We start from the raw sequence: 14983 nt of genomic DNA, 5'->3' as shown, positions 1-14983 counted from the left end.
ACGCGTGCTGGTCGACGAAGGAGGAAACCACATGGGCCAGATGTTGTCCAAGAGTGCCCGAGGAGGTCATCACCGATCCAGCGTGGGCCGGGGCGGAGACGGAGAGACCCGTCTGGCACGGATCTGCGAGGCATACCTCGCCGCGACGCTGCCCGGCGGGGAGTACCCATCGGGTCGAGCCACCGAGGCGCTCCTCGCGACCAGCCCGATCTGTCTCGCGGAACTGGACCACCATCGCCGGCGCGTGGTCGGCGCCGCGCTGATCCTGGCCAGGGCCCGGTCCGGCTCTGTCGAGGAAGCGGTGGAGCTCGCCGATGCCGAGACTGATCTTCGGCTGGTCGGGCAGGACGCCGGCGTGATCGCTGCTACTCTCGCGGTGTTCTGGTCGGCCGCCTCGGAGGCCTATGCCACCGCGGGACTGGCTCGTCAGGGCACCCAGGCCGCCTACCGGGCCCACGAGTACGCGCTGGACTCCGGCAGTGACGCCCAGCTGTACCGGGCGTACGGTCTGCTCGCGGCGAACCGTGCCCTTAATGGGGAGTTCATCCGTGCGGAGAACGTCTCCGCGAAGGCCGCGACGCTGGAACAGGCACACGCCTGGGAACACACCGCCGGCGCCTACATGCTGCTCGTCGGCCGGATCATGGTGGCCTCCGCGCAGATGGATACCGTGGGACTGGACCGCTGTGCGCGACGCGTGCGCCGGACCCTCCCCGACGATCCGACCTGGCGGGCGTTGGCGGCACTGGCTGATGCGACGAGACTGCTCCTCGACAGTCGGCCCAGCGAAGGCATCGCCGTGCTCGTGCCTGTCACCAACGGGGCCGATCAACAGGCCATTCCGGCCCTGATACGCGACATGATGATCAGCCTGCATGCCACCCTCCTCGTCGCACGAGGCGAGCCCCAGCGGGCTCTCTCGCTCCTCGAGGGCAGGGAGTCCTCGCCGGACCACACCCTGTGCTTCGATCTGCAGCGGGCATCGGCCTATCTGCGCCTGGGGGACGATCGCAGCGTCTTGATGACCACCGACCACTGCATCCACTTCGGCCCACGACACTGCCTGCGGACCCTGCCACCGGTTCTGCTCCGACGTGCCGTCGCCAATGAACGTCTCGGGCACCACCGAACGGCCGACACGACCTTCGCCGATGCCTTCCACCTGATGCGCTCCTCGGGCAGCACGACACCGCTACATACCCTTTCCCATGCCGAGATCGACACGCTCCTGGCCAGATTCCTCAACGACAGGCCCGATCTGTCGGCCGCAGTCGGTGACCTGCGGCGACGCATGCAGCTGGCACCATCCGCCAGACCGCCCTCCCAGGTGGTCCCGCCGCTGAGCAAGCGCGAGGCCATCATTGCCCGTCGGCTGCGAGATCCCGGGACGCTGTCCGACATTGCTGCCTCCCTCTGCGTGGCTCGCAACACCGTGAAAACCCAGGTACGGTCGCTCTACCGCAAGCTCGGAGTAAGTACGCGCGAGGATGCGATCGCAGTGCTCGAGGGAACTGGCTTTTACGACCTTCCGCATGCCGAGCAGGAAACCTCATTCCGGAGCCTCGACCAGCCGCGTACGTTCGGGCGGGTCACGTCTGCATGATGCGTCCCCACCCGCCTCACCCGTGGTCTAGTCCTGCGCCGCGCTCGCCGCAGTCGGGCTGGTCACGCTCGACGCCGCGCTCCTGCTGGCCCCGGCGGAGCGCCGTGCTGCGATGCGCCGGTGGATCTGTGCCGTCAGCCGGCCGGGCGCGTTCGTGCTGGTGGTCCACGGTGGGGTGAACACGACCGTCGTGGCCAAGGTGCTCGGCGGGATCGTCCGCCTCGCGGATGACTACGGCCGGGCGGTGATGGTCGGCCACCCCCGGGATGCGCGACCCGGCACTCACTCAGCCTTCCGGGCCGTGATCAGCCGCGGAGCAGTCGGGTCAGTTCGGCCTCCGCGTCGGGACTGCCCGCGTCCGCCAGTCGTTGCAGTTCCGTCAGATCGTGGTGCGCCGCGGCCCGGCGGGTGAGCAACCGCCCGGCGTGCAGGCTGCCTTCGTCGAGCAGTTCGGAGAGTGTGGCCAGGTCGCCATCGGCGTCGGCGAGATCGGCGAGTCGATCGAGCGCCTGCTCGTTACCCTCGTCGGCCAGGGCGCGCAACGTCTCCCGATCGAACATGTTCTCGGTCATGCCTCATCCTCCTGCTCAGCCCGCGACCTTTCCAGGGTGAGCAGGGTCGCCTTGACGGCAACGCCCCCGAGGTACCCGCCCAACTGGCCGTCCGTACGGACCACCCGGTGACACGGCACCACCACGGGCAGGGGGTTGGTCGCGCAGGCGCTGCCCACGGCGCGGGAGGCGTTCGGGTTGCCGACCTGTTCGGCGACCTGCCGATAGCTGAGGGTGTGTCCGTAGCGGATGTGCGGCAGGTAGCGCTGCACGGTCTGTCGGAACCCCGAGGACAGGGCGAGGTCGACCGCCACGTCGAAGACATGGCGGCGCCCGGCGAAGTACTCGTCCAGTTCGTGGGCGACCGGATCCAGCCGTCGGGGCGCCTCGAGGATGCGTGGGCTGATCCGGGCCGCCAGCGTCTCCAGGACGCTGGTGAAGTCCTCCAGTTCGAACGCGACCCGGACCAGTCCGCGCTCGGTCGAGGCCAGCAGCAGCGGCCCGACCGGGGTGTCGACCGTACGGTAGGCGACGTCCAGCAGTCCGCGCGCGGCGGCCTCCCGGGCCAGGTGCGCCTCCAGTGCGGACAGTTCCGCCCCGGTCACCGGCGGCAGGTCGAGGGTGTCGACATTCATCGTGGTTCTCCTTTCCGGGCCGCCTCGGCCCGATACTTCCGGCGCAGAGACCTGATGCCGTCCGAGGCGGCACGGCGCACTGCGTCCGGTGTCCCGCCGATCAGTTCGGCGGTCTCCTGGTGGGAGAGCCCGCCGAACCAGTGGTAGGCCACGGCGAGGCGCTGTCGTTCCGGCAGCCGCCCCACGTCGGCCCACAGCTCGTTAGCCTCGGGATCAGGGCTGCCGACGGTCGAGACGCCATCCGGCAGCACCTCCGTCGGGACCGCCTGCCGGGCCCGTGCTCGGGCGACGTCGATCGCCTTGCGGTGGGCGACCCGAACCAGCCAGGCCTCCACGTTCGTCACCTCCTCCAGTCGTGGCCACGCGGTGAGAGCCGCCAGGAACGTCTCCGACCAGGCGTCGTCGGCGTCCGGGCCGGGTCCCAGCACGGCACGGCAGACCCGGAGCACGGTCGCTCCGTGGTCGTGTACCACCCGTTCGAACGGTTCTCTCATCTCCATCACCCGGTAGACGCGTGGGTGGAGAGGAATGTGAGGTCCCCGGTCACGACCAGACGCCCGAGCTGCCTCGCCGGTGCGAGCCGACCAGGTGGGTGTCGACGACGCCGACCGACTCCATCAGGGCGTACATCGTGGTGGGGCCGACGAAGACGAACCCCTCCCGCCGCAGCGCTCTGGCCAGGGCCTCCGACTCCGCCGACCGGGTCGGCGCCTCGGCCAGCGTGCGCGGCGCCGGGGTGTCCGCCGGCCGGAACGACCAGACCAGCTCCACCAGACCACCGCGCTCCCGCAGGGCCACGGTCGCCCGGGCGTTGGCGATCGTCGCCTCGATCTTGCGCCGGTTGCGGACGATCCCCGGATCGGTCAGCAACCGTGCCACGTCGGCCTCGGTGTAGTCGGCGACCCGATCCGGGACGAAGCCGTCGAATGCGGCCCGGAAGGCCGGCCGCTTGCGCAGGATCGTCAGCCAGGACAGACCGGACTGGAACGCCTCCAGGCTGAGCTTCTCGAACATCCCCCGCTCGTCGCGGATCGGCACGCCCCACTCGGTGTCGTAGTACTCCCGGAGCAGCGGATCGGCGGCGGCCCACACCGGACGGGCCAGCCCATCCTCGCCGACAACCAGATCGGGAGAGACCGGGGCGGGCGAGGCCATGTCGGGGGAGGCCATGTCGGGGGAGGCCATGTCGGGGGAGGCCACCGGCTCGGGGGAGAGGGGATCCGGGGAGAGGCCGGCGGGCGCCGGGCCGCCGTCAGGGGTGGTCGCCATGGCCCGATCGTACGTCCCACAGCGCACTCGGAGGATCCGACGCGGCCACCTCCGCCGCACCGCCGCCCGATGTCCGGTGCCCCTCCGGTTCACTGTCCGCGGCCTGTCTCACAATGGCCCCATGCCCATCCTCAACAAGGACATGACCCTCTGCATCTCGCTGTCGGGGCGACCGTCCAACATCGGTACCCGGTTCCACAACTATCTGTACGACACGCTGGGCCTCAACTTCGTCTACAAAGCCTTCTCCACCGACGACATCGAGGGCGCCGTCCGGGGCGTTCGCGCCCTCGGCATCCGGGGCTGCTCGGTCTCGATGCCGTTCAAGGAGGCGGTGATCCCGCTGGTCGACGTGCTGGAGGAGTCCGCGGCGGCGATCGAGTCGGTCAACACGATCGTCAACGACGGCGGCAGGCTGTCCGCGTCCAACACCGACTACGAGGCGGTCGCCAGCCTGCTGGCGAGCCATCGGGTCGACCCGGCCCTGCCGGTTCTGGTCCGCGGGTCCGGCGGGATGGCCAAGGCGGTCGTGGCGGCCTTCCGTGGCGCCGGGTTCGCCGACCTCACCGTCCTCGCCCGCAACGCCACCGCCGGCCCGGCGCTGGCCGACAAGTACGGCTACCGCTGGCTCGCCGAGGTTCCCGAGCCCGGGGCGCGGGTCCTGGTGAACGTCACTCCGCTGGGGATGGACGGCCCACAGGCGGGCGCCCGGTCGTTCTCCGACGCCCACATCGAGGCTGCGGAGGTGGTGTTCGACGTGGTCGCCTTCCCGGCCGAGACCCCGCTGATCCGGGCCGGCCGGGCCCGGGCCAAGCAGCTCATCACCGGTGCCGAGGTGATCGCCCTGCAGGCCGCCCGACAGTTCGAGCGCTACACCGGGGTGGCCCTCACCCCGGAGCTGGTCGCCGAGGCCTCGGAGTTCTCCCGAGCCGAGTGAGCCACGGACGTTGCGACAGTCGCTCAACCGCTGCTCTTCGCCTCAGGGGTCCTCCGGGTTTGTCCCGGGTCTGCGGCACGCCACCCCGGATCGTCGGATCGGCTCCGTACGATGGGTGGCGTACCTCCTGAACAGAAGGATTCCCGCGCATGCGTTCCAACAACCCCGTGCTCAACCGCTCGGCCTCGTTCAACCCGCGGGCCGGGTCCCAGGCCGGCTACGCTCCGCAGTACCAGGGCCGGGGCTTCGACCCGTACGCCGCCCCGCAGCCCGTCGACCGGATGACGATGGACGACGTGGTCACCAAGACTGCCCTCACCCTCGGCGTGGTCGTCCTCACCGCCGCCGCGTCCTGGTTCCTGGTGCCGCCCGCACTGGTCGGCGTCGCCTGGATCGGGTCGGCCATCGCCGCCCTGGTGGTCTCGTTCCTGGTCATCGGCCGCCGCGGCGTACGGCCCGGCATGGTCATCGCGTACGCCGCTCTCGAGGGTGTCTTCATCGGGATCTTCTCCAGCTTCCTGGAAGGGCTGTTCCCGGGCATCGTGGTCCAGGCGGTGATCGCGACCTTCGTCGTGGCCGGCCTGGTCTTGGCCAGCTACAAGATCTTCAACCTCAACCGCTTCGCCAACCGGATCTCCCGCGGGCTGTTCATCGCCACCGGTGCCCTGGCGGTCGTCTATCTGGTGAATTTCGTGCTGTCCCTCTTCGGGGTGCACACCGGGCTGATCGGCTTCGGCCCGCAGGCCGGTGGCCTGGCCTTCATCGTCACCGCGGTCGCCATCGTGCTGGCCACGATGAACCTGCTGGTCGACTTCGCGGCCATCGAGGACGGTGTCCGCAACGGTGCCCCGGCCGACCAGTCCTGGGTCGCCGCCTTCGGCCTGACCGTCACCATGGTGTGGCTCTACACCGAGTTGCTCCGGCTGCTGTCCTACTTCCGGTCGAACTGACCCCGGTCCCTCCGGGAGCCTCCACCGGGACGCCCGCGATCCCGACCCCGCCCCGTCGCCCGGCGATGTGGCGGGGTCGTGTCGTCCTCTGTGCTGTGATGGCGGCCACCCCACGGGGTAGGATCGACCCGCCGCTGACCGTTCGACCGGCCGCGGTGGCTCGTTCCTCGACCGGCATGGCCGGCGATCAGTGGGGGAGACGCTGATGGACTTCAACGAGAATGCCGACCTGGACCCGTCCCGGTCCACCTCCGGAGCTGGCGGCGGGGGCGGCCGGATCGCGGTCGGCGGTGTCGGCGGTCTGGTCCTCATCCTTGTCGCGCTGTTCTTCGGCATCGACCCGGCGAACCTCCTCGGCAACCAGGCGGTCGACACCACCAGCACCACCACCACCGGGCAGAACACCCTGCAGAAGTGCACGACGGTCAAGGACATCGAGACCAACCCGCAGTGCCGCTTCGTCGCCTACCAGAACTCCCTCGACCGCTACTGGGGCAGCGTGGTCCAGGGCTACACCCCGGCCGAGCAGTTCGTGATGTTCTCCGGCCAGATCCAGACCGGCTGCGGCACCGCGACCTCGGCGGTCGGCCCGTTCTACTGCCCGGCCGACGAGAAGGTCTACCTGGACGAGTCCTTCTTCACCACGTTGCAGCAGCAGTTCGGTGCCACCTCGACCCCGGCGGTGGAGGCGTACGTGATGGCCCACGAGTACGGCCATCACGTGCAGAACCAGATCGGTGTGCTCGGCCAGGTCAGCAAGGGCGGCACCGGCGCCGACTCCGCCGCGGTCCGGTCCGAGCTGCAGGCTGACTGCTTCGCCGGGGTCTGGTTCGCCAACGCCGCCAAGGACACCAAGGGCCCGATCGCCCGGATCACCGAACAGGACATCCGCGACGCCCGGGCCGCCGCCCAGGCGATCGGCGACGACAAGATCCAGCAGAACACCACCGGCCGGGTCGACCGGGAGTCGTGGACCCACGGGTCCTCCGCGCAGCGGGAGAAGTGGCTGCTGCAGGGCTACCGGTCCGGCGACCCGAACAGCTGCGACACCTGGTCGGCGCGCACCCTGTGACCATCGGCCCCGCGACCATCGGCACCACGTGATCAAGTACCTCGGGTCCAAGCGCACCCTCGTCCCCGTCCTCGGCCGGCTCGCCGAGGCGGTCGGGGCGCGCTCCGCACTCGACCTCTTCACCGGCACCACCCGAGTGGCACAGGAGTTCTGCCGGCGCGGGGCGTACGTCACCGCGGTGGACACGGCGGCCTACTCCGAGGTGTTCGCCCGGACGTACGTCGAGGCGGATGCCGCCCGGGTCGACGTTGCCACGGTGCAGGCCGCGGTCGACGAGCTGAACGCCCTGCCGGGGGTGGACGGCTACGTGACGGAGACCTACTGCCACCGCTCCCGCTACTTCCAGCCGCACAACGGGCGCCGGATCGACGCGATCCGGACCGCGATCGACCGGGGCTGGGCCGGCACCCCGCTGTGGCCGGTGCTGGTGACCAGCCTGATCGAGGCCGCCGATGCGGTCGACTCGACGGTGGGGCTGCAGATGGCCTACCTGAAGCGGTGGGCGCCGCGCTCCTACCAGGACATCCGGCTCGAGGTGCCGGCCTTCACCCCCGGCACCGGCCGGGCGGTCCGCGGGGACGCCGTCACGGTCGCCGGGGCGTTGCCGCCGGTCGACCTGGCCTACCTCGATCCGCCGTACAACCAGCACCGCTACTACACGAACTACCACATCTGGGAGACGCTGGTCCGCTGGGACGAGCCGGAGGTGTACGGGGTGGCCTGCAAACGGGTCGACTGCCGCGACCAGGCGACCAAGAGCCCGTTCAACAGCCGCCGGACGATGGCCTCGGCACTGGCCGCGGTGATCGGCGACCTGCGCGCGGAGGTGATCGCGGTGTCGATCAACGACGAGTCCTTCGTCAGCCGCGCCGAGGTGGAGCAGATGTGCCGAGACCGGGCCGAGCACGTCGAGGTGCTGGCGTACGACGCCCGACGCTACATCGGGTCGGTGATCGGGGTGTACGACGACAAGGGCCGCAAGGTCGGTCGGCCGGGCGCCCGGTCGACCACGGAGTTCATCGTGCTCGCCGGGGACCGCGACCGGCTCACCGCGATCGAGGCCACCGCGGCCGAGGGTCAGCGCAGGGCGAGCAGCATCGTCTCCGAGTGACCACCGGCGCCGACCGTCCGGAAGCCGGCCTCGAAGAACAGCCCCACCGCCGGGTGAAAGGCATCGACCGATAGGCTCAGTCCCGGCAGCCGGCGGGCCCGCGCCTCGAGGACCATCGAACCCAGCAGCGTACGACCGGTGCCGTGTCGGCGGAACTCCTCGCGCACCCACAGCTGGACCTCCGGGGCCTGCGCGCTGACGAAGCCGAACCCCGGGGCGTCCGCGGGGAAGAAGACGGCCCACACCAGTCCGACCGGGTGCCCGTCGACCTCGGCGATGATCCCGAACGGGCGGCGCCGGGCGGGCTCGTCCCGGCTGTGACGCCCGGGACGGCCGGCGGCCGGCACCGAGCCGTCGACGGAGAAGTCGACCCGGTAGCGCGACAGGGTGGGCTCGCTGCGCAACCGCTCGGCGCTCACCGCGGGGCGATCGGGGTCCGCATTGAGGATCCCCAGCAACGCCTCCTCGACCAGCGCGGCGTCCTCGGGTCCGGCCCAGCGAAGCTCCATGGCGTGCAGCCTAGTGGGCGGGGGATCCGTCACCGGGGTCATCGCCGGCCCGGGAGCCGGGGCGCTAGGGTGATCCGCATGAGTGAGGAGCACGAGGTCCTGACGTATCCCGATTTCGGCATCGCCGTCCGGGAGGTCGCCCAGATGATCGTCGACGACGGGTTCACCCCCGACATCATCATGTGCATCGCGAGGGGTGGGCTGCCCTTCGGGGGAGCCCTCGGCTACGCCCTGGACATCAAGCAGATCACCGAGATGAACGTCGAGTTCTACACCGGCATCAACGACCGGCTCCCGGCCCCGATCCTGCTCCCGCCCAGCCCCCAGCCGCACGATCTGAGGGACCTGAAGGTCCTCATCGCCGACGACGTCTCCGACACCGGCACCACCCTCAGGTTCACCCAGGACTTCCTGCACCAGTACGCCGCCGAGACGCGTACGGCGGTTATTTACGAGAAACCACACACCCGGCTGCACGCGGACTTCGTCTGGCGCTACACCGACCGCTGGATCGACTTCCCGTGGTCGACGCTGCCGCCGGTCACCCGCCGTGGCCGTCCCGAGCCCGAGCTGACCGAGGTGGAGCTGACCGAGGTGACGGTGATCGAGGTCGACCAGGCCTGACGGCCCCCGGCCCCGGCACCGGGGCAGCACGACCGACGCGAACCGCCCGGGTCAGACTCCCCGCGGGGGGAGTCCGACCCGGGCGGTTCCTGCGGTTCCGGGGGGAAAAGCAGGTCAGCTCCGGGAAAGAGCAGGTCAGCGTTGTGCCGGGCTCAGTGCGCGGGGCTCGGCCTCCGCGCCGAGCGCCGCGATGATGTCCTGCACGCGCTGCTTGGCATCGCCGAACAGCATCCGGGTGTTGTCGCGGAAGAACAGCGGGTTCTGCACGCCGGCGTAGCCGGGGTTCATCGACCGCTTGAACACCACGACCTCCTTGGCCTTCCACACCTCCAGCACCGGCATGCCGGCGATCGGGGAGTCGGGTTCGTCGAGCGCCGCCGGGTTGACCGTGTCGTTGGCACCGATCACCAGCACTACATCGGTGTCGTCGAAGTCCTCGTTGATCTCGTCCATCTCCAGCACGATGTCGTACGGCACCTTGGCCTCCGCCAGCAGCACGTTCATGTGGCCAGGCAGCCGGCCGGCGACCGGATGGATGCCGAACCGCACCTGGACACCCCGGTCCCGCAGCTTCTGGGTGAGCTCGGCCACCGGGTACTGGGCCTGGGCGACGGCCATGCCGTACCCGGGGGTGATCACCACCGACCTGGCCTCGGTCAGTTCGCTGGCGACCTCGACGGCGCTCGTCTCACGGTAGTCGCCGTAGTCGCGGGCCTCCCCGCCGCTCTTGGTGCCCTCGCCGAAGCCGCCGAGGATGACCGAGACGAAGGACCGGTTCATCGCCTTGCACATGATGTAGGACAGGATGGCACCGGAGGAGCCGACCAGGGCGCCGGTGACGATCAGCAGGTCATTGCCGAGCATGAAGCCGGCGGCGGCCGCCGCCCACCCGGAGTAGGAGTTCAGCATCGACACCACGACGGGCATGTCGCCGCCGCCGATCGACGCCACCATGTGCCAGCCGAGCGCCAGACCGAGCACCGTCATCAGCAGCAGCGGCAGCAGGCTGGGGATCAGCACGAACCAGACGCCCAGACCGACGCACACCACGCCGATGGCGAGGTTGACCAGGTTGCGTCCGGGGATCATCAGCGGCTTGGACTTCAGCCGGCCGCTCAGCTTGCCGAACGCCACCAGCGACCCGGTGAACGTGTAGGCGCCGATCAGCACCCCGACGAACACCTCGATCAGGTGCGCGGCCGAACGGTCGGCGTCCACCGCCAGGAAGGAGTTGAAGCCGACCAGCACGGCGGCCAGGCCGACGAAGGAGTGCAGCATGGCGATCAGCTGGGGCATGCCGGTCATCTCGACCGTCCAGGCGCGCCAGGTGCCGATCACCGCACCGATGAGCATCGCCGAGCCGATCAGCAGCGCGGTGATCCAGAAGCCGCGAGGAGCCGAGGTCACCGCCTGGGTGATCACCCCGCCCAGGGCGATGAACATGCCCAGCATGCCGGCGACATTGCCGATCCGGGCGGTCTCGTGGCGGGACAGGCCGGCCAGCGCGAGGACGAAGAGGACGGCTGCGATGATGTACGCGGCCGGCACCATCGAGGTGAGTTGCATCGCTCAGCCCTTCCGGAACATGGCGAGCATCCGGTTGGTCACCAGGAAGCCACCGAAGACGTTGATGGACGCGACCAGGATCGCCACCCACGACAGGATCGTCACGACCAGGCTGGAGCTGCCGACCTGGAGCAGTGCGCCGACCATGATGATGCCCGAGATGGCGTTCGTCTCCGACATCAGTGGCGTGTGCAGGGCGTGCGTGACGTTGGAGATGACGTAGAAGCCGACGAACACCGCCAGCATGAACACCATCCAGTGCCCGAGGATGGCGACCGGGGACACCCCGCCGATGAGGAAGAAGATCACCATCGCCAGCCCGGCGGAGACCAGGTTGCGGGTCCGCTTCCGCCGCGCCAGCTCGGCCGGGGACTCGGTCGGCTTCGCGACCTCGGCCGCCGGCTTGACGACAGGGGTGGGGGCGGCGGAGACCTTCACCGGTGGTGGCGGCCAGGTGATCGCGCCCTTCCGGGTGACCGTCATCGACCGGACGACTTCATCGTCGAAGTCCAGCACGAGCCGGCCGTCCTTCTCCGGGGTGAGCAGCTTCAGCAGGTTCACCAGGTTGGTGCCGAACAACTGCGAGGCTTGTCGGGGCAGCCGGCCGGCCAGGTCGGTCCAGCCGATGATCGTCACGCCGTTGTCGGTGACCACCTTCTCGTCGGCCCGGGTCAGCGCGGTGTTGCCGCCGGTGGAGGCGGCCATGTCGACGATGACGCTGCCCGGCTTCATCGCGGCGATCATCTCGGCGGTCAGCAGGACCGGGGCGGCCTTGCCCCGGATCTGCGCGGTGGTGACGATGATGTCGGCGTTGCGGGACTCCTCGGCGTACATCCGGGCGGCGAGTTCGGCCTGGTCGGCGGTCATCTCCTTGGCGTAGCCGTCGGTGGAGACCTTCGTGTCGACCGCGCCGACCTCGACGAAGGTCGCGCCCATCGACTCGATCTGCTCGCCGACCTCGGGACGTACGTCGAACGCCCGCACCTGGGCGCCCATGGATCCGGCGATGCCGATCGCGGCCAGACCGGCGACGCCGGCACCGACCACGAACACCCTCGCCGGCGGCACCTTGCCGGCCGCGGTCACCTGGCCGGTGAACATGCCGCCGTACGCCTGGGCGGCCTCGATCACCGCGCGGTAGCCGGCGATGTTGGCCATCGAGGACAGCACGTCGAGGGCCTGCGCGCGGGAGATCCGCGGCACCGCGTCGAGCGACAGTGCGCTGATCTCGGCCTGGGCGTACCGTTCGGCCACTTCGGGATGCAGGGCGGGGGAGAGCATCGACACCAGGGTGGCCCCGGGCAGCATCAGGGCCAGTTCCGCGTCGGTGGGTGGGTTGCACGCCAGCACGACGTCGGACGCCCAGACCTCCGGGGCCTCGCCGAGGCGGGCTCCGGCCTCCGTGTACGCGGAGTCGGGGAAGTCGGCGCGGTCACCGGCTCCTCGCTCCACCACCACGTCGTAGCCGAGCTTGAGTAATTGCGGGACAGTTGACGGGGTCGCCGCCACCCGGGTCTCGGATGGTGAGGACTCCCTGGGCACTCCGATTTGCACCGTGGACCTCCTTCAGCACTACGAAGCGTAGTGGAGTCGGTTGACGTCCGCGAACTCGGCGTGGCACACGTCGGCTCCTTTGTTGTGGGGTTGGGGGCTCTCCACCTCGCGGTCGATTCTGACACGAGCATGACGGTGGGTCGTGACCTTACGCTGAGCCAGGTCGGGCCGGGGCGGAGGCTGTGGTGCCGAACACATCGACAACCACTCTCGCAGGCAGGCGGTGTTTCGGCCAGTGTTACTTCTGCCGAAGCAGATCGTGTCGTGGGGACCTCTGCAACCCACACCTCGGCCAGTGCCTCATCACCTCAATGCTGGCATCCTCGGCTCCCGCAGCCGCCCCTACGACGCCGACACACCTTGTTTGTCTTGTCTGGCGAACGGGTTCGTGCCCGCGGGCCTTCCAGGAGTTGCGGGTGCGTCCGCGACGCCTCGCCGTGCGGTCCTGGTCGATCGACTCATCGATCTGGCTATATCCCCCAGGCCGTGCGCGATATCTCGACCGTGGTCTGCCCTGGCCCTCAAACGTCAACGCCTGCCGTTGCTGTGTCACCGGTAACTTCGCCTGTCGCTCAGATGGCATCGCCTCCGCCGTCCACTGAACTCGGCCGGATCCAGATCAGAGGTGCAGACCCCGACAGGGTCGGCTTCTCGTGCCGATGGGCTGAGAAGAGCCCATTGATTTCCCTTGACAGGTTCATTGCCTGGGAATAGACATGAACCATCAGAGGGCCGATCGAGGTGATCGCATGAGTGAGCCAACTTGGCCGACGGATGTCGTCAGTCGTCGAATCATCGAGTACACACAATCCGATAGTTCCGAAGGGTATTCGTTCAAGCTCGCTGTTGGCATCCTTTTTGCCAACGGTGTTGAGTCAGTGTGGAACTACGACAGCAACGTCACTTTCTATGACTGGGGTGTGCGTCATGTGGCCACCGTGAAGGTGGAGAATCTGCCGCCGCATCAGCTGTTGTCCGAGGTCCCGGTCAAGATTGAGCGGACTCAGCGGAGAGGCGAGAAGCATGGCGATCGCTACGAGACGCTAGTCGAAGGCACAACTTACTATGCCGACGGAACGAGCAGGACGCAGTCTAGGGTTGTGGGCTACGAGAATGACCTGTTCGATACCCGTCGCAAGACCGAGCAGGAACGGCGCTCGGCGCTTGCTGCGATTTTCCAGAATGGCGAAGAACCGTCGGGGAAATTTGCGCCAGGGAAGGAAATGCTGACGCCGAAGACCAAGTTCAAGGAGGGGTGAGATGGGATACAACTGCAGTTATGCGTGTGCTGTGACCTGCTTCGTTCTGTTCGAAGACCCGCCAGCCTACTTGGCATGCTTCGCAGTCTGCATGGCTGCCTGTGCTGGAGCTGATCCGTAACCCTAGCGAAGGACCGCATCGTCATGACTGTGTACTAGCGCGGATGGAGGCAACAAGATAATGGGTGGTCAGCTTTCGCGACGGTCGTTTTTCGTAGCTTCAACTGCTAGCGCGCTCGGTGTGGCGTCCATTCTGGAGTCGGCAACGGCTTCGGCGGCACAGGGTGAAACTCACTTGCCTGTCGGCTTCAGCTATGCCGGAGGCGAGCCACCCGCGGTTGAGCCGATGGGATTCACCCGCGGGACGGTGGCATCGATCGATCGGAAGACGCTCATCGTCGACTCCGGCACCCACGAAGAGACCTTCGATATCGGATCAGTTCGTTTCACTTGGCAGGGTGGCCCTGTGGACAGATCCCAGGTTTCTGATCGTGTGCGTGTCGGTGATCATGTCGTATTGGTCGGAACGGTCGACAATGTTGGCCATTATGTAGACTTGCAGCAACTGTGGGTCAACCCTCCGATCGATCCCGTACCGGTACGGTAATCGAGGTGCTGCTGGGGGTGATGGGCCGAAATGAGTGAACAGGTCTTTTCCTTCAAAGACTTCGCGACATTCCTTCCGCTGTTGGGTGAGAGTGTTGTTGGATCCCTAACTGAAGGAGATGCAAATCGTCTTGCTACTGCGAGAGCTGTGACCGCTGTCATGACTGAGGATGAGTTACTTCGCGCCCCAGCGCTCTCCGGCGAGGAGATCGAGATAATTGCCAGCAGGGCTGGAGTTCCTGGAGGGCAGTTCCTTCAGCTTCTACGACGCTTCCAGTCGGTGACCGAGAAGGGGACAAGCGACTGATCGATCGATTCCAAGTCATAACCGTTCTGGCCTTTAGTGGCGGGTCGGTGAGATATGCTATGGGGTTGTCACCCCGGAGGAGAAGTCTGCTCGAGGGTGGAGGTGCTGGTCGTATGGATCGCCTGCCAGTTACCGCTGGTTGTAGATCACATCGCGATAGGTCTTGAGTTCCGCGTCGTGGAAGGTGTGGACCATCTTCCTGAACTTCCGCATCGACCTGCTCTGGGTCTCGCCGACGTCGTCGGAGTCGGTTCACTGCGCTGACAGCAGTTCGAGTGTGTTGGTAAAGCCCAGCCGGTTGGGTTTGGGGGCGGGGCCATCAATCTGGCAGTCCGGTAGATACGGCGAAGGACGTCCGACTGTCCATTACGGCCTCGAAGCCAGGCAGTCCGTCGAGCGGTTCCCCGAGCAGGACGCGGACGGATGCAGG

General features: G+C 68.1%; 16 protein-coding genes. 9 read left to right on the top strand and 7 right to left on the bottom strand.

All coding sequences use genetic code 11. The features are described from left to right. The first annotated feature begins 4 nt into the window (after window positions 1-4). Entirely contained in the window at window positions 5-1603 is a 1599-nt protein-coding gene (locus R0145_RS12705) for a helix-turn-helix transcriptional regulator (RefSeq protein ID WP_317837232.1), read from the top strand. Window positions 1604-1908: 305 nt separating this feature from the next. On the opposite strand, the gene R0145_RS12700 is transcribed toward R0145_RS12705, so the two are convergent. The 4 genes from R0145_RS12700 to R0145_RS12685 are packed head-to-tail and all read right to left on the bottom strand — an operon-like array spanning window position 1909 to window position 4058. Further along, window positions 1909-2175: a hypothetical protein gene (locus R0145_RS12700; protein WP_317837231.1), complete on the bottom strand. Its 267-nt coding sequence runs from the start codon at window positions 2173-2175 to the stop codon at window positions 1909-1911. Continuing rightward, window positions 2172-2789: a methylated-DNA--[protein]-cysteine S-methyltransferase gene (locus R0145_RS12695; protein WP_317837230.1), complete on the bottom strand. Its 618-nt coding sequence runs from the start codon at window positions 2787-2789 to the stop codon at window positions 2172-2174. Before R0145_RS12695 ends, R0145_RS12700 begins: the two co-directional genes overlap by 4 nt. Further along, a complete protein-coding gene (locus R0145_RS12690) occupies window positions 2786-3283 on the bottom strand; it encodes a sigma-70 family RNA polymerase sigma factor (protein ID WP_317837229.1) in 498 nt (165 codons plus the stop codon). The genes R0145_RS12695 and R0145_RS12690 overlap by 4 nt, the downstream gene beginning before the upstream one ends. A gap of 49 nt (window positions 3284-3332) precedes the next feature. Beyond that, on the bottom strand, window positions 3333-4058 hold the full coding sequence (locus tag R0145_RS12685) for a DNA-3-methyladenine glycosylase I (RefSeq protein WP_317837228.1): 726 nt from the start codon (window positions 4056-4058) through the stop codon (window positions 3333-3335). Between the two features lie 121 nt (window positions 4059-4179). Between R0145_RS12685 and R0145_RS12680 the strand changes: the two genes are divergently transcribed. The 4 genes from R0145_RS12680 to R0145_RS12665 all read left to right on the top strand — a co-directional run bounded on the left by R0145_RS12680 (window position 4180) and on the right by R0145_RS12665 (window position 8128). Continuing rightward, window positions 4180-4995, top strand: coding sequence for a shikimate 5-dehydrogenase (locus R0145_RS12680; protein ID WP_317837227.1), 816 nt, complete (start codon window positions 4180-4182; stop codon window positions 4993-4995). Between the two features lie 149 nt (window positions 4996-5144). Further along, on the top strand, window positions 5145-5945 hold the full coding sequence (locus R0145_RS12675; RefSeq protein WP_317837226.1) for a Bax inhibitor-1/YccA family protein: 801 nt from the start codon (window positions 5145-5147) through the stop codon (window positions 5943-5945). A gap of 205 nt (window positions 5946-6150) precedes the next feature. After that, window positions 6151-7017: a neutral zinc metallopeptidase gene (locus R0145_RS12670; RefSeq protein WP_317837225.1), complete on the top strand. Its 867-nt coding sequence runs from the start codon at window positions 6151-6153 to the stop codon at window positions 7015-7017. Window positions 7018-7045: 28 nt separating this feature from the next. Next, complete coding sequence (locus tag R0145_RS12665; protein ID WP_317837224.1) at window positions 7046-8128, top strand: DNA adenine methylase; 1083 nt, start codon at window positions 7046-7048, stop codon at window positions 8126-8128. Here the strand turns inward: R0145_RS12665 and R0145_RS12660 are convergent. Next, window positions 8095-8637, bottom strand: coding sequence for a GNAT family N-acetyltransferase (locus tag R0145_RS12660; protein ID WP_317837223.1), 543 nt, complete (start codon window positions 8635-8637; stop codon window positions 8095-8097). The two genes, R0145_RS12665 and R0145_RS12660, sit on opposite strands and share 34 nt — an antisense overlap. 78 nt (window positions 8638-8715) lie before the next feature. On the opposite strand from R0145_RS12660, the gene R0145_RS12655 reads away from it, so the two are divergent. Next, the gene (locus R0145_RS12655) at window positions 8716-9261 is read left to right on the top strand and encodes a phosphoribosyltransferase (protein ID WP_317837222.1); all 546 of its coding nucleotides are present in this window, start codon (window positions 8716-8718) and stop codon (window positions 9259-9261) included. Between the two features lie 135 nt (window positions 9262-9396). Here the strand turns inward: R0145_RS12655 and pntB are convergent, their stop codons facing one another. Continuing rightward, window positions 9397-10827 (bottom strand): Re/Si-specific NAD(P)(+) transhydrogenase subunit beta, encoded by a 1431-nt coding sequence (pntB, locus tag R0145_RS12650; protein ID WP_317837221.1) that lies wholly within the window; start codon window positions 10825-10827, stop codon window positions 9397-9399. Between the two features lie 3 nt (window positions 10828-10830). After that, window positions 10831-12381, bottom strand: coding sequence for a Re/Si-specific NAD(P)(+) transhydrogenase subunit alpha (locus tag R0145_RS12645; protein WP_317837220.1), 1551 nt, complete (start codon window positions 12379-12381; stop codon window positions 10831-10833). Between the two features lie 749 nt (window positions 12382-13130). Here R0145_RS12645 and R0145_RS12640 point away from each other — a divergent pair. From R0145_RS12640 to R0145_RS12630, 3 genes are all read left to right on the top strand, one after another. Continuing rightward, window positions 13131-13640, top strand: a complete 510-nt coding sequence (locus R0145_RS12640) for a hypothetical protein (RefSeq protein ID WP_317837219.1) — start codon at window positions 13131-13133, stop codon at window positions 13638-13640. Window positions 13641-13881: 241 nt separating this feature from the next. Beyond that, window positions 13882-14247, top strand: a complete 366-nt coding sequence (locus R0145_RS12635) for a hypothetical protein (RefSeq protein WP_317837218.1) — start codon at window positions 13882-13884, stop codon at window positions 14245-14247. A gap of 30 nt (window positions 14248-14277) precedes the next feature. Then, complete coding sequence (locus R0145_RS12630; protein WP_317837217.1) at window positions 14278-14553, top strand: hypothetical protein; 276 nt, start codon at window positions 14278-14280, stop codon at window positions 14551-14553. Window positions 14554-14983 lie beyond the last annotated feature (430 nt).

The sequence above is a fragment of the Raineyella sp. W15-4 genome (assembly GCF_033170155.1).
Classification (GTDB): domain Bacteria; phylum Actinomycetota; class Actinomycetes; order Propionibacteriales; family Propionibacteriaceae; genus Raineyella.
Note: the sequence above shows the minus strand (reverse complement) of the source record. Positions and strands in the feature narration are given on the sequence as shown.

What these genes read in the sequence shown, in the direction of transcription:
- R0145_RS12700 (WP_317837231.1), bottom strand. Translation starts at nt 2,175, where the DNA reads ATGACCGAGAACATGTTCGATCGGGAGACGTTGCGCGCCCTGGCCGAC.
- R0145_RS12695 (WP_317837230.1), bottom strand. Translation starts at nt 2,789, where the DNA reads ATGAATGTCGACACCCTCGACCTGCCGCCGGTGACCGGGGCGGAACTG.
- R0145_RS12690 (WP_317837229.1), bottom strand. Translation starts at nt 3,283, where the DNA reads ATGAGAGAACCGTTCGAACGGGTGGTACACGACCACGGAGCGACCGTG.
- R0145_RS12685 (WP_317837228.1), bottom strand. Translation starts at nt 4,058, where the DNA reads ATGGCGACCACCCCTGACGGCGGCCCGGCGCCCGCCGGCCTCTCCCCG.
- R0145_RS12680 (WP_317837227.1), top strand. Translation starts at nt 4,180, where the DNA reads ATGCCCATCCTCAACAAGGACATGACCCTCTGCATCTCGCTGTCGGGG.
- R0145_RS12675 (WP_317837226.1), top strand. Translation starts at nt 5,145, where the DNA reads ATGCGTTCCAACAACCCCGTGCTCAACCGCTCGGCCTCGTTCAACCCG.
- R0145_RS12670 (WP_317837225.1), top strand. Translation starts at nt 6,151, where the DNA reads ATGGACTTCAACGAGAATGCCGACCTGGACCCGTCCCGGTCCACCTCC.
- R0145_RS12660 (WP_317837223.1), bottom strand. Translation starts at nt 8,637, where the DNA reads ATGGAGCTTCGCTGGGCCGGACCCGAGGACGCCGCGCTGGTCGAGGAG.
- R0145_RS12655 (WP_317837222.1), top strand. Translation starts at nt 8,716, where the DNA reads ATGAGTGAGGAGCACGAGGTCCTGACGTATCCCGATTTCGGCATCGCC.
- pntB (WP_317837221.1), bottom strand. Translation starts at nt 10,827, where the DNA reads ATGCAACTCACCTCGATGGTGCCGGCCGCGTACATCATCGCAGCCGTC.
- R0145_RS12640 (WP_317837219.1), top strand. Translation starts at nt 13,131, where the DNA reads ATGAGTGAGCCAACTTGGCCGACGGATGTCGTCAGTCGTCGAATCATC.
- R0145_RS12630 (WP_317837217.1), top strand. Translation starts at nt 14,278, where the DNA reads ATGAGTGAACAGGTCTTTTCCTTCAAAGACTTCGCGACATTCCTTCCG.